The organism is Stenotrophomonas sp. NY11291 (genome assembly GCF_023277365.1).
GTDB classification, from domain to species: Bacteria; Pseudomonadota; Gammaproteobacteria; order Xanthomonadales; family Xanthomonadaceae; genus Stenotrophomonas; species Stenotrophomonas geniculata.
Genome location: NZ_CP096975.1, coordinates 3493396 through 3505640 on the forward strand (window position 1 = coordinate 3493396; position 12245 = coordinate 3505640).

The 12245-nt window shown below is 68.1% G+C and carries 11 protein-coding genes; 4 read left to right on the plus strand and 7 right to left on the minus strand.

The window, feature by feature from the left end; translation table 11 throughout:
* Positions 1-264: 264 nt before the first annotated feature.
* Complete coding sequence (locus tag M1L61_RS16375) at positions 265-1902, minus strand: acyl-CoA dehydrogenase family protein (RefSeq protein ID WP_248853785.1); 1638 nt, start codon at positions 1900-1902, stop codon at positions 265-267.
* Positions 1903-2015: 113 nt separating this feature from the next.
* Between M1L61_RS16375 and M1L61_RS16380 the strand changes: the two genes are divergently transcribed.
* Genes M1L61_RS16380 through pdeM form a run of 4 tightly spaced genes read left to right on the plus strand, consistent with a single transcriptional unit; the run spans position 2016 to position 7705 of the window.
* On the plus strand, positions 2016-3014 hold the full coding sequence (locus M1L61_RS16380) for a ligase-associated DNA damage response exonuclease (RefSeq protein ID WP_191849785.1): 999 nt from the start codon (positions 2016-2018) through the stop codon (positions 3012-3014).
* The gene (locus M1L61_RS16385) at positions 3011-4618 is read left to right on the plus strand and encodes an ATP-dependent DNA ligase (RefSeq protein ID WP_019336698.1); all 1608 of its coding nucleotides are present in this window, start codon (positions 3011-3013) and stop codon (positions 4616-4618) included. The genes M1L61_RS16380 and M1L61_RS16385 overlap by 4 nt, the downstream gene beginning before the upstream one ends.
* Positions 4615-7074, plus strand: coding sequence for a ligase-associated DNA damage response DEXH box helicase (locus tag M1L61_RS16390; RefSeq protein ID WP_049481939.1), 2460 nt, complete (start codon positions 4615-4617; stop codon positions 7072-7074). Before M1L61_RS16385 ends, M1L61_RS16390 begins: the two co-directional genes overlap by 4 nt.
* On the plus strand, positions 7064-7705 hold the full coding sequence (gene pdeM, locus M1L61_RS16395; RefSeq protein ID WP_043402352.1) for a ligase-associated DNA damage response endonuclease PdeM: 642 nt from the start codon (positions 7064-7066) through the stop codon (positions 7703-7705). The genes M1L61_RS16390 and pdeM overlap by 11 nt, the downstream gene beginning before the upstream one ends.
* Position 7706: 1 nt before the next feature.
* Here the strand turns inward: pdeM and M1L61_RS16400 are convergent, their stop codons facing one another.
* From M1L61_RS16400 to nagZ, 6 genes are all read right to left on the minus strand, one after another.
* On the minus strand, positions 7707-7976 hold the full coding sequence (locus M1L61_RS16400; protein ID WP_248853786.1) for a hypothetical protein: 270 nt from the start codon (positions 7974-7976) through the stop codon (positions 7707-7709).
* Positions 7977-8156: 180 nt separating this feature from the next.
* Positions 8157-9425: an NAD(P)/FAD-dependent oxidoreductase gene (locus M1L61_RS16405; RefSeq protein WP_019336694.1), complete on the minus strand. Its 1269-nt coding sequence runs from the start codon at positions 9423-9425 to the stop codon at positions 8157-8159.
* Between the two features lie 103 nt (positions 9426-9528).
* Positions 9529-9735, minus strand: coding sequence for a cold-shock protein (locus M1L61_RS16410; protein WP_005410590.1), 207 nt, complete (start codon positions 9733-9735; stop codon positions 9529-9531).
* Between the two features lie 88 nt (positions 9736-9823).
* A complete protein-coding gene (locus tag M1L61_RS16415) occupies positions 9824-10570 on the minus strand; it encodes an S-methyl-5'-thioinosine phosphorylase (RefSeq protein WP_010482830.1) in 747 nt (248 codons plus the stop codon).
* Positions 10571-10652: 82 nt separating this feature from the next.
* Positions 10653-11207: a hypoxanthine-guanine phosphoribosyltransferase gene (locus tag M1L61_RS16420; RefSeq protein WP_005410592.1), complete on the minus strand. Its 555-nt coding sequence runs from the start codon at positions 11205-11207 to the stop codon at positions 10653-10655.
* Entirely contained in the window at positions 11207-12214 is a 1008-nt protein-coding gene (nagZ, locus tag M1L61_RS16425; protein ID WP_191863837.1) for a beta-N-acetylhexosaminidase, read from the minus strand. The genes M1L61_RS16420 and nagZ overlap by 1 nt, the downstream gene beginning before the upstream one ends.
* Positions 12215-12245: the final 31 nt, after the last annotated feature.

Genomic DNA, 12245 nt, shown 5'->3' on the forward strand with positions numbered 1-12245 from the left:
GCATCGGCTCGGCGCTACTGGAAAAGCCGCGGCACTGCCGCGGCTTTTCTGCTTTTCGCTCTCCGCTCTTTCTGTTGATTCCGTGGTGGACCGCACGGAAACCGTCCAAGGCCGCGCGGGTAGGTTGCGCAGGGGCGTAAGCGCCATGGATGGCGCGCCCGGGCCTACAAGGACGTATTCACGGCGCCCCCTGCGCGACCTACCCGCGCGGCCCATCCATCAGTATCAGCGCCCACCACGAGGGGCACCGCCGTTGGCCATTCCCTACGGCAGCGCGCGCGCCAGCATCGCCGTCAGCTCCAGCCCCGCCGGCAGCGTCCCAAACGCCAGCCCATGCTCCCCTTCCAGCCGGCTGCGCACGAACGCCTCCGCCATCGGGCTACGCGCACGCAGCAGCAGCGCCGCCTGCAGCAGCAGCGCGGTACGCTCGCAGAACAGCCGCGCCTGCGCTTCCTCCGGTGGCGGCGCCGCTGCCCAACGCTGCAATGACGCTGCATAGCGCGCATCACGATCAGCCACCGACGCCAGCTCACCGCGCAACGCCGCCATCGCCTCCGGCTCACGCGCCAGCGCGCGCAGCACATCCAGGCACTGGATGTTGCCGCTGCCCTCCCAGATCGAATTCAACGGTGCCTGCCGGTACAGGCGCGGCAGCATCGACTCCTCTACGTAGCCTGCACCGCCCAGGCATTCCTGCGCTTCATTGACGAAAGCCGGTGCGCGCTTGCACAGCCAGTACTTGCCCAGTGCCGTCCCCAACCGCGCCATCGCCGCTTCATTGGCATCCACACCGGCACGATCCACCGCGCGTGCGATGCGCATCGCCAACACCGTGGCCGCTTCCGACTCCAGCGCCAGATCAGCCAGCACGTTGGTCATCAACGGGTGCTCGACCAGCAGCTTGCCGAAGGTGCGTCGATGGCGTGCGTGGTGCAGCGCCTGCGCCAGCGCCATGCGCATCTCTGCCGCCGCACCCAGCATGCAGTCCAGGCGGGTCATCATCACCATGCCGATGATGGTGGCCACGCCGCGCCCCTCTTCGCCCACGCGCCATGCCTGTGCGCCGCAGAACTCGACCTCGCTGGAGGCGTTGGCCCAGTCGCCAAGCTTGTCCTTCAGCCGCATCAACCGGAACGCATTGCGGTCACCATCGGCCAGCCGGCGCGGCATCAGCAGGCAGGTCAGTCCTCCCGGCGCCTGCGCCAGCACCAGGAAGCCATCGCACATCGGCGCGGAAAAGAACCACTTGTGGCCGACCAGGCGATAACGCTCGCCATCGATCGGTTCGGCGCGCGTGCTGTTGGCACGGACATCCGAGCCGCCCTGCTTCTCGGTCATGCCCATGCCCAGGGTGATGCCGGCCTTGTCCGCCACCGGCACGTCGCGCGGGTCATAGACCGGTGCAGCGGCCTTGCGCGACCACTCGGCCAGATGCGGCTGCGAATGCAGCACCGCCACCGCCGCATGGGTCATGGTCAACGGGCAGCTGGTGCCCGCCTCGGCCTGGTGATGCAGGTAGCTCAACACCGCACGTGCCACGTGTGCGCCAGGCTGCGGCTCATGCCAGGACAATCCTGCGACGCCGTGCGATTTGGCCGCGTCCATCAACCGGTGATAGGCCGGATGGAACTCCACCGTGTCGATGCGATGGCCCTGTGCATCATGCGTGCGTAGCCGCGGACGATCACGGTTGGCATCGAAGCCGAGCCGGTACAGTTCATCACCGGCGAGTGCACCATAGACACCCAGCCGCGGCGCGAAGCTGGCGGCGCCTTCGCGCTGCACGGCTTCCATCAGCGCCACGTCGTCGGTCCACAACTGTCGCCCTGCGAACGGCGGCGGCTGGTTCAGCACCACATGGGTTTCATACGGCGCGTTGCTGCTGAAGCTGGGTCCACTCATCCGGTCCATCCTGGCGGCAAGAGGTCTGCGGCCCGATTGTGCCGCATCGCCTGCCAAGCCCGTGTTCAGGCCGGTTCTCACCCTCTGCACGAGACGCAGGCCACAGTGACCGCATGGCAGGCAACGACGATCTGGTGGTGCTGCGCCCGGAGGGGCTGTACTGCGCCGCCGGCGATTTTCATATCGACCCGTGGCGACCGGTAGCGCGCGCGGTCATCACCCATGGCCACGGCGACCATGCCCGTCCGGGCATGGGCGAGTACCACTGCAGCGAAGGCAGCCTGCCGATCCTGCGCTGGCGCCTGGGTGACGTGCCGGTGCAGGCGCACGTCGAGGGCGTGCCGTTCCGCCTGGGGAAGGTGCAGGTATCGCTGCACCCTGCCGGCCATGTCCTCGGCTCTTCGCAGGTACGCATCGACGACGGCCGGCAGGTCTGGGTGGCCTCGGGCGACTACAAGCGCCAGCCCGACCCGACCTGCGCGCCGTTCGAAGTGGTGCCCTGCGATACCTTCATCACCGAAGCCACGTTCGCCCTGCCCATCTACCGCTGGCCGGACACGCCGGCGGTGGCGGCGGAAATCGTGGCGTGGCGCCGCGAATGCGAACAACGTGGCGAAGCGGCGATCCTGCTGTGCTATGCCTTGGGCAAGGCGCAACGGGTGCTGGCCGAACTGCGGCCACTGGACGATCGCCCGGCCTGGCTGCATGGCGCCATCGCCAATGGTGTGGCGGTCTACCGGCAGGCCGGCGTACCGATGCTGGAGACGCTCACCATGGCCGAACAGGGCCGTCAGCCGGATGCCGCCGGCCAGCTGATCCTCGCGCCGCCGTCAGCTGCGGGCACGCCCTGGATGCGTCGCTTCGGCCGCCACCAGCTGGGCTTCGCATCCGGCTGGATGCAGCTGCGCGGCAATCGGCGGCGTCGCAATGTCGATCGCGGTTTTGTCATTTCCGATCACGCCGACTGGCCAGCACTGCTGCAGACCATCGAACAGACGGGCGCCCAGCGGGTGATCGCCACCCATGGCAATACCGATGCGTTGATTCCGTTCCTGCGCGAGCGCGGCGTGGCTGCCGAAGCCTTCCGTACCGATTTCGGGAGCGAAGAATGAAGGCATTCGCTGCGCTCTACCAGCGCCTGGATCGCAGCACCGCCACGCTGGACAAGCGTGCGGCGCTGGTCGACTACTTCCGCCAGGCGCGTGCGCATGACGCGGCATGGGCGCTGTACCTGCTCAGCGGCGGCAAGGTGGGCGGCGCACGCCGGAAGATCGCCGCCAGCAGCGAACTGCGCGCGTGGGTGAGCGAGGAATCGGGCCTGCCGCCCTGGCTGGTGGAGGACAGCTATGCGCAGGTGGGGGACCTGGCCGAAACGCTGACCCTGCTGCTGGATGATCCATCCCGGCCAGCTGTCGACCGCCCCTTGGCCGAATGGATCGAACAACATCTGCTGGCGGTGGCCAATCAAGCCGAAGCAGTGCGCCGTGCGGCGGTCGTCGCAGGCTGGCAGCAGCTGTGCAGCAGCGAACGCCTGGTGTTCAACAAGCTGCTGACCGGTGCCCTGCGCGTAGGTGTTTCGCAGCGGCTGGTACAGCAGGCGCTGGCCGAATGGTCCGGCCTGGACATCGCACGCATCGCCCAGCGCATGCTTGGCGAGTGGGTGCCCTCGCCCGGGCTGCTGGCTCAGCTGCTGTCGCCGGATGAGCTTCCGCTGGACCGTCAGCAGCCCTACCCGTTCTTCCTCGCATCGCCACTGGAAGGTGAACCTGCCGAACGGCTCGGCCCGATCGATGACTGGCTGCTGGAATGGAAATGGGATGGCATTCGCCTGCAGCTGCTTCGCCGGCGTGGCGAGGTCGCATTGTGGTCGCGTGGCGAAGAGCGGCTGGATGGCCGCTTCCCCGAAATCGAGCAGGCGGCGATGGCGCTTCCCGATGGCTGCGTACTGGACGGCGAGCTGCTGGCCTGGGACGAAAACGCCAACCTGCCGCGTGCCTTCACCGCGCTGCAGACCCGCATCCAGCGCCGCAAACCCGGTGCGGCCACCCTGCGCAACACGCCGGTGCGCGTGCTCGCCTATGACCTGCTGGAAGTCGATGGCGCGGACCTGCGTGAGCTGCCGTTGCAGGAACGGCGTACGCGGCTCACTGAGGTCATCGGTGCGCTGGACGATGTGCGGATCCAGCTGTCGCCCGACGTTGACGCCGACGATTGGCAACGGGCAGCAGCGATGCGCGACGTGGCACGCGAACGCGGCGTGGAAGGTCTGATGCTGAAACGGCGTGTCTCGCCCTACCAGACCGGGCGACGACGCGGCGACTGGTGGAAATGGAAGGTCGATCCACTCACGATCGACGCGGTGCTGCTGTACGCCCAGGCCGGCCATGGGCGGCGCAGCACGCTGTACACCGACTACACCTTCGGCGTCTGGGACGGAGACACGCTGGTGCCGGTGGCCAAGGCGTATTCGGGCCTGGACGACAAGGAGATCCTCGCGCTCGACCGCTGGATCCGCGCCAACACCCGCGAGCGCTTCGGTCCAGTGCGCAGCGTGCGCGCCGAACAGGTGTTCGAACTGGGTTTCGAAGCGGTCAACCGCAGCAGCCGGCACAAATCCGGTATCGCCGTGCGCTTTCCGCGCATCCTGCGCTGGCGCCACGACAAGCCTGCCAGCGAGGCCGATCAGCTGGCTACGCTGCAGGCGCTGGCGCGATGAACCGCAGCCAGGCGCTGCGCAGGCTGGAAGACTGGTTCGCGGCACGCGGCTGGCGCTCACTGCCATTCCAGCGCGCAATGTGGCGCCACTACCTGGCCGGCGAATCCGGGTTGCTGCATACGCCCACGGGCAGCGGCAAGACGCTGGCGATGTTCGGTGGGCCGTTGCTGCAGGCGCTGATCGATCCACCGCCACCGCCCCGCAGGGCCAGCGCGGTGCGCCCACTGCAGGTGCTGTGGGTGACGCCTTTGCGCGCGTTGGCCAGTGATACCGCCCGCGCCCTTCAGGCCGTCGTCGACGGCCTGGGACTGGGATGGCGTGTCGGCCTGCGCAGCGGTGACGCCAGCAACCGCGAGCGGCGCCAGGCCCGCGAAGGCCGCATCGACGTGCTGGTGACCACGCCCGAATCGCTGGCGCTGCTGCTGAGCTATCCCGATACCGTGGCACGCATGCGCCAGCTGCGCTGCGTGGTGGTGGACGAGTGGCATGAACTGCTGGGCAACAAGCGGGGAGTGCTGCTGCAACTGAACCTGGCGCTGCTGCGCGACATCGCCCCCGCGTTGCAGCTGTGGGGGCTCTCGGCCACGCTGGGCAATCTTGATGAAGCACGCGACGTGCTGCTGCCCGGGCAGCCCGACGCGCCCATCGTGCAGGGCGTGCGCCCGCGCGCAGTCGGCGTGCGCAGCCTGCTGCCTGACCCCGGCGAACGTTTCCCCTGGGCCGGGCATCTTGGCCTGGCGCAACTGCCGCGCGTGCTGGACGCGTTGATGCAGGCACGCAGCAGCCTGCTGTTCACCAATACGCGTGCGCAGGCGGAACTATGGCATCAGGCGCTGGCCGCAGTCTGGCCCGAAGACCAGGGCACGCTTGCGCTGCACCACGGCTCACTGGATCCGGCGCTGCGCCAGCAGGTGGAGGATGGCCTGCGCGCGGGCGTGCTGCGCTGCGTGGTGGCCACCTCCAGCCTCGACCTCGGCGTGGACTTCCCCGAGGTTGAGCAGGTATTGCAGCTGGGCAGCCCGAAGGGTGTGGCCCGCCTGCGCCAACGCGCCGGACGTGCGCGCCACCGCCCGGGCGCCAGCGGCTCCATCCTGTGCGTGCCCAGTCATGCGCTGGAACTGGCCGAGTACGCCGCCGTGCGCCGTGCATTGGCCGCCGGCGTGGTCGAAGCACGCAGGCCGCCGACGCTGTCGCTGGATGTGCTGGCCCAGCATGCGGTCAGCCGCGCGCTGGCCGGTGGCTTCGACAGCGATGCGCTACTGGCGCAGGTGCGGCGCACCCACGCCTTCGCATCGCTCGGCGACGGCCAATGGCAGGCGGTACTGACCTTCATCGTGCAGGGCGGCCAGGCGCTGGCCCAGTACCCTGATTTCCACAAGGTCGTGCGCGATGACGACGGCTGCTACCGCATGCACGATCGCCGCCAGGCACTGCGCCATCGGCTGTCGATCGGCACCATCAGCAGCGATGGCAGCGTGCGCGTGCAGTTCCTGCGCGGTGGTGGCCTGGGCGCCGTGGAGGAACAGTTCGCCAGCCGCCTGCGCCGTGGTGATCGCTTCCAGTTCGCCGGGCGCCTGCTGGAACTGGTGCAGCTGCGCGACATGACCGCCTTCGTGCGGCTGGCACGAGGGCGCGGTGATGGTGTGGTGCCACGCTGGCAGGGAGGCCAGTTGCCGCTGTCGATGCCGCTCGGCCGTGAGCTGGAGTGGGTACTGTCCGGCGCCGACGACAGTGCCGAATCACGCTGGTTGTCACCGTTGCTGGCACTGCAGCAGCAGTTGTCGGCGCTTCCCGGCCCGGAACATCTGCTGGTGGAAGAGGTGCGGCGCCGCGAAGGCCAGTTCCTGTTCGTCTACCCCTTTGCCGGCCGCCACGTGCACGAGGCGCTGGCCGCCCTGCTGGCACTGCGCTGTACCCGCTGGCAGCGCAACAGCATCGGCTATGCGGTGAACGATCATGGCCTGGTGCTGGCACCGGCGCAGGCGATCGATCTGGATGCGGCGCAATGGCGCGCATTGTTCACCCCCGATCAGCTGCTGGACGATCTGCGCGCGGCAGTGAACCTGGGCGAGCTGGCGCGGCGCCAGTTCCGTGGCATCGCACGCGTAGCCGGCCTGCTGGTGCCCAGCCTGCCCGGCGGCATGCCGCGGTCGCTGCGCCAGCTGCAGGCCTCGGCGGGCCTGCTCTACGACGTACTGCGCGAGCATGACCCCGGCCACCTGCTGTTGGCATTGGCCGAACGCGAAGTGCTGCACGACAGCCTGGACCTCCCAGGGCTGCAGCAGGTACTGGCAAGGATCGGCATGCAGGTCTTCTCGGTGCAGCACCCGGCATCACTCACACCGCTGGGCTTTCCACTGTGGGCCGAACGCCTGCGCGGGCAGTTCAGCAACGAAGACTGGCGCACCCGTGTGCAACGCGCGGCCCAGCAGCTGGAGCGCCGCCATGGCCGATGAACTGCCGCTGCTGCGCGCCGGCGAATCGCTGATTCTGCTTGGCGCGCGTGCACTGTACTGGCCTGCGCGGCAGGCACTGTTGATCGCCGACCTGCACTTGGGCAAGGCCGATGCATTCCGTCGTGCCGGCATCGCGTTGCCCAGCGGCGGCACCGGCGAAGACCTGCAACGCCTGCAGGGGCTGCTGGACAGGCATGCCTGCCGCGAGCTGTGGATCCTGGGCGACATCCTGCATGGGCCAGCGCATCGCGCTGCCTGGTACCAGCAATGGCTGGGATGGCGTGAACGCAATGCTGCACTGGACGTGCATGTTCTGCGCGGCAATCACGACCGCCAGCTGCCGCATGCGCAGTTGCAGGTCCAGATCCACGATGAAGTACGGCTGGGGCCATTCCTGCTTCGGCATGAGCCGATGCCCGATGCAGAGCTGCATGTGATCGCCGGGCATCTGCATCCGCAGGTTGCCTTGCCGCCCCTGCGGCGGCGCTTCGCCGCGTTCTGGCTGCGCGACCGGACGACAATCCTGCCCGCCTTCTCCGCGTTTACCGCCGGAATCGTCCCTGCCCCCGTCCCTGGCGAGCAGATGATCGTCTGCGTGCAGGGCGGCCTGGTGGAACTGCCGGAGGCTTGAATCAGGCCGGACGAATACCCAGCTGCGGCATCAACCGGAAATCAGGCGTGTCATCTTCACGTCGCCGCGGGAACGCCTGGATCGCCGCCAGCATCTCCTGCGCGCAGGTACGGATGCGTGCGTGGTGCTCCGCTGATGCATGACTGATCAGGCTGCCGACATGGAACTCGAATACGTCCTCCAGTACGTCGGGCTGGTCCTCGTGCAGCATCTGCAGCAATCCGCGCAGCTTGCAGATTTCCGATTCCAGCTCCTCGACCGCGAACAACATGGCGTCCTCCTCTTCAACAACAGGCGGCACGTCCGGGCCGCAACAGGCCGCAACGGCAGCGCCGCCCGGGCCACGCGCGATGTCGATCACGGAAAGGAAAACGGGCGACGCGCAATCGCGTGCAACCTACTTCTCGCATATCCGCGGTGAGGCAACCGTTAATTCACGTGACGACGCGCTTCACGCATTGGCCGTGATCGCGTTGATGCGAGGTGTCTCCGCTGCGGTGGCCAATGCGTCGACGAAAGCCGGATCCAGTGCGAGCGCACCGAACCAGCCGTGCTGGGTGCCACTGAGCACGCGCAGCATGTGGCCACGGCCACCGGGCAGGCGCCCCATCGGGCCCAGCAGCACATCACGCGCCTTGGCCCAGGCGTCGCGGTCGGACTGGAACAGCGGTGTCAGCCAACGACTCCAGCGCTGGTACACCGCAACGTGCGCCCTGCGTTGCGCCTGGTACGCCTGCAACGCTCCGGCACCGCCCCCCTGCGCGCGCACGGCATCGCGCAATGCCAACGCATCGAGCAGCGCCATGTTCACCCCCTGCCCCAGCTGCGGGCTCATCGCGTGCGCGGCATCACCGGCCAGCACCATGCGGCCCTGGTGCCAGCGCGTCATCACCGCATCACGGTAGACCGCGCGCGCCATCTGGCCGGCATCGCGCAGATGGGCGAAGCGCGCACTGGCCTGCGGCCACAGTGCATGCAGTTCATCCAGCCAGGGGGCCATGCCGTCGGCCTGCCAGCGCTCGAAGTCGGCGCGTGGCAGGCTCCAGAAGAAGCTCAGGCGCGGCGTGTCATCACCGGGGCGCGTACCGACCGGCAGCAGCCCGATCATCTTGCGCGCGGCCACGTAGCGCTGGCGCAGCTCCCGCACGTGCGGCCAGTCTTCGGCCGGCAGCAGGCACCACAGCGCCCCCCACGGATACACGCGGTCCAGCCCGGCACCGCCGGCGATCGTGCCGCGCAGCGTCGAGGCGGCGCCATCGGCGGCCACCACCAGATCGAACGGACCGTGCATGCGACCGTCGCTGTCGCGCAGGCGGCCCTGCTCGGCATCCACCGCCGCGATGCTGACGCCCGCATGCAACTGGCCTGCACCCGCGCGCGCTTCATCCAGCAGCGAGAACAAGGCCCCGCGCTGCATGCCCAGGCCGTGCAGGCGCGCATCCAGTCCGTAGTAACGCATGTCCATCACCGCGCGCTCGCACGGCGTGTCGCCATACAGGCGGTGCACCGGCGCGGCATGTGCGCGCACGGAATCAAGCAGGCCCATCTGCCACAGTACCTGCAGGCCGCTGGGCTGCAGCAGGAAGCCGGCGCCAACCGGTCCCGGCGTGGGCACGCGTTCGAAGATCTCCACCTCGTGGCCGTCACGGGTGAGCAGGATGGACACTGCCTGTCCAGCGGTGCCGTAGCCGATCACGGCGATGCGCAGTCGTTCCTTCATGGGCGCATTGTGCCCGAGGTGGGTGGATCGCGAACGGGCCGCAGGCATGCCGCGCAAAAAAAAACCCCGCCGGAGCGGGGTTTTCAACGCACTGTCGAGTGGATCACTCGGCCGGCGTGATGTTCGAAGCCTGGGCACCCTTCGGGCCCTGGGTCACGTCATAGGTGACACGCTGGCCTTCCTGCAGGCTGCGGAAGCCCTTGGAGTTGATGGCGGAGAAGTGCGCGAACACGTCGGCGCTGCCATCCTCCGGCGAGATGAAGCCAAATCCCTTGGCGTCGTTGAACCACTTGACGGTACCGTTCGGCATGGTGATGCGAGACCTTATGCAATGAATGGGTGGTGTACGCTGAACCCGCGCACAAGCTGAGTATGCAAAGCTTGCTCGGGGAAGACAATCACCCCCGTGCCAATTCGCCCACCAGTTCCGGAAGTCCGTTGCCGGCCGCCTGCACGTTGGCCAGCACTTCGGCCATCGTAATCTCCTCGCCATCACCACACCCGGCAGCCCAGTTGGCGATGATCGCCAGGCAGGCGTAATCCAGCCCCAGCTCGCGTGCCAGCGCGGCTTCCGGCATGCCGGTCATGCCCACCAGGTCGCAGCCGTCGCGGCGCATACGGGCGATTTCAGCGATGGTTTCCAGGCGCGGGCCCTGCGTTGCGCCGTAGCAGCCACCGTCATGGACCGTGACACCGGTCACTTTGGCCGCGGCCAGGATCTTGCTGCGCAGCATCGGCGTGTACGGGTGGCCGAAATCGACGTGGACCACGTCGGTGCCTTCTTCTTCACAGATCGTGCTGATGCGGCCCCAGGTGTAGTCGATGATCTGGTCCGGGCAGGCCAGCACGCGCGGACCAAAGTGTTCGGTGATGCCCCCCACCGTGTTCAACGCCAGCACGCGCTGCGCGCCCAGTTGCTGCAGCGCGGCCAGGTTGGCGCGGTAGTTGATCTTGTGCGGCGGCAGCGAATGGCCTTCGCCATGCCGCGCCAGGAACGCCACGCGATGGCCGAGCAGCGTACCGACGCGCACCGGGCCCGACGGGCGGCCGAAGCGGGTGTCGACCTCGTGGGTCTGCACATCGTCAAGCTTGGCCAGATTGTAGACACCGGTACCGCCGATCACGGCCAGGGCGATCTGTTGCATTCGAAGCACTCCATGAAAAGACGAACGCCGGCACCCGAGGATGCCGGCGGCAGAAGAAGACGCGCCGCGGGCGGCTGCGCCGTTATTCCTTCATCGCGTAGATGGCCGGCACGCAGCGCAGGGTTTCATTGACGTCCATGCCGAAGCCGAACACGTAGCGGTCCGGCAGTTCGATGCCGGCGTAGTCGGCGGTCACGTCCGGCAGCGCGCGGTCGTGCTTCTTCACCGTCATCGCGGCGATGCGCACGTCGGTCGCGCCCTGTTCCAGGCACCAGGTGCGCACACCCTGCAGGGTGTAGCCCTCGTCCAGGATATCGTCAACCAGCAGCACGCGGCGGCCGAACAGCGAAGTGGCCGGCTTGTGCTTCCAGACCAGGTCGCCGCCGGTGGTTTCACCGCGGTAACGGGTAGCGTGCAGGTAATCGAACTGCACGTCCTGGCCGCGCGCGCCCAGTTCCAGCGCCAGCTGGCCGGCGAACGGCAGCGCACCGTGCATGATGGACAGGAACAGCGGCACCTCGCCCTTGTAATCGCGCGCGATGGCGTCGGCGATACCAGCGATGGCCTTGTCGATGGTGGGGCGGTCGACCAGCAGGTCAGCCTGGGCCAGGGCCTGGGAAATGGTGAGGTTGGGCATCAGACGGTTCTTCCAAGGGTTTCAAGCAGACGGGATTGGGTGTCGCCATGGCGGGCATCGGCCAGCAGGCCATCCCAGCCAAGCGCGCCACGGCCGATCAGGCCCAGCAGCGCAGCAGTATTGAGGGAGCGTCCCTGCACCGCGTGCAGGGCTTCATCGACCAGTTCCGGGTGGCAGACCAGCACCACGTCGCAGCCGGCATCCAGATGCGCGTGCACGCGCGCGGACACACCACCGGCGCTGTGCGAGGCGGCCATGCCGATGTCATCGGAGAACACCACGCCGCGGAAGCCGAGCTCGCCGCGCAGGATGTCCTGGATCCAGCGCGGCGAGTAGCCGGCCGGTTCAGGCGCAATCTGCGGGTAGATCACGTGCGCCATCATCACCGCGTCGGCACCGGCGGCGATGCCGGCCTGGAATGGCACCAGGTCCTGCGCGCGCAGCTCGTCCAGCGCGCGCGGGTCGATCGCGGTATCCACGTGGGTGTCTTCCAGCACGGTACCGTGGCCGGGGAAATGCTTGAGCGTGGCGGCCATGCCGACCGAATGCATGCCGCGCACGTAGGCGGCGGTGAACGCGGCCACCACCTGCGGGTCTTCACTGAAGGCGCGGTTGCCGATGGCACGGTTGCCACGGCCAAGGTCGACCACCGGCGCGAAGCTCAGGTCCACACCGCTGGCCCGTACCTCGCTGGCCATCAGCCAGGCGTGCCGTTCGGCCAATGCCAAGGCCTGCTGCGGGTCGGTGGCATACAGCGCACCAATGTCCTGCAGTGGCGGCAGATCGCTGTAACCCTCGCGGAAACGCTGCACGCGGCCGCCTTCCTGGTCCACGCAGATCAGCTGCGGGCGTGGGGCAGCGGCGCGGATGGCCGCGCTCAGATCGGTCACCTGCTGGCGCGAGGCGAAGTTGCGCTTGAACAGCACCACCCCGGCCACGGCATCGTGCTGCAGCCAGTCACGTTCCTGGGCGGTCAGTTCGGTACCGGCAACGCCGATCAGCAGCATGGTCGATCTCCACAACGCGCGCCCGCATGGC

What these genes read in the sequence shown, in the direction of transcription:
- M1L61_RS16390 (WP_049481939.1), top strand. Translation starts at nt 4,615, where the DNA reads ATGAACCGCAGCCAGGCGCTGCGCAGGCTGGAAGACTGGTTCGCGGCA.
- M1L61_RS16400 (WP_248853786.1), bottom strand. Translation starts at nt 7,976, where the DNA reads ATGTTGTTCGCGGTCGAGGAGCTGGAATCGGAAATCTGCAAGCTGCGC.
- M1L61_RS16380 (WP_191849785.1), top strand. Translation starts at nt 2,016, where the DNA reads ATGGCAGGCAACGACGATCTGGTGGTGCTGCGCCCGGAGGGGCTGTAC.
- M1L61_RS16405 (WP_019336694.1), bottom strand. Translation starts at nt 9,425, where the DNA reads ATGAAGGAACGACTGCGCATCGCCGTGATCGGCTACGGCACCGCTGGA.
- M1L61_RS16385 (WP_019336698.1), top strand. Translation starts at nt 3,011, where the DNA reads ATGAAGGCATTCGCTGCGCTCTACCAGCGCCTGGATCGCAGCACCGCC.
- nagZ (WP_191863837.1), bottom strand. Translation starts at nt 12,214, where the DNA reads ATGCTGCTGATCGGCGTTGCCGGTACCGAACTGACCGCCCAGGAACGT.
- pdeM (WP_043402352.1), top strand. Translation starts at nt 7,064, where the DNA reads ATGGCCGATGAACTGCCGCTGCTGCGCGCCGGCGAATCGCTGATTCTG.
- M1L61_RS16410 (WP_005410590.1), bottom strand. Translation starts at nt 9,735, where the DNA reads ATGCCGAACGGTACCGTCAAGTGGTTCAACGACGCCAAGGGATTTGGC.
- M1L61_RS16420 (WP_005410592.1), bottom strand. Translation starts at nt 11,207, where the DNA reads ATGCCCAACCTCACCATTTCCCAGGCCCTGGCCCAGGCTGACCTGCTG.
- M1L61_RS16375 (WP_248853785.1), bottom strand. Translation starts at nt 1,902, where the DNA reads ATGAGTGGACCCAGCTTCAGCAGCAACGCGCCGTATGAAACCCATGTG.
- M1L61_RS16415 (WP_010482830.1), bottom strand. Translation starts at nt 10,570, where the DNA reads ATGCAACAGATCGCCCTGGCCGTGATCGGCGGTACCGGTGTCTACAAT.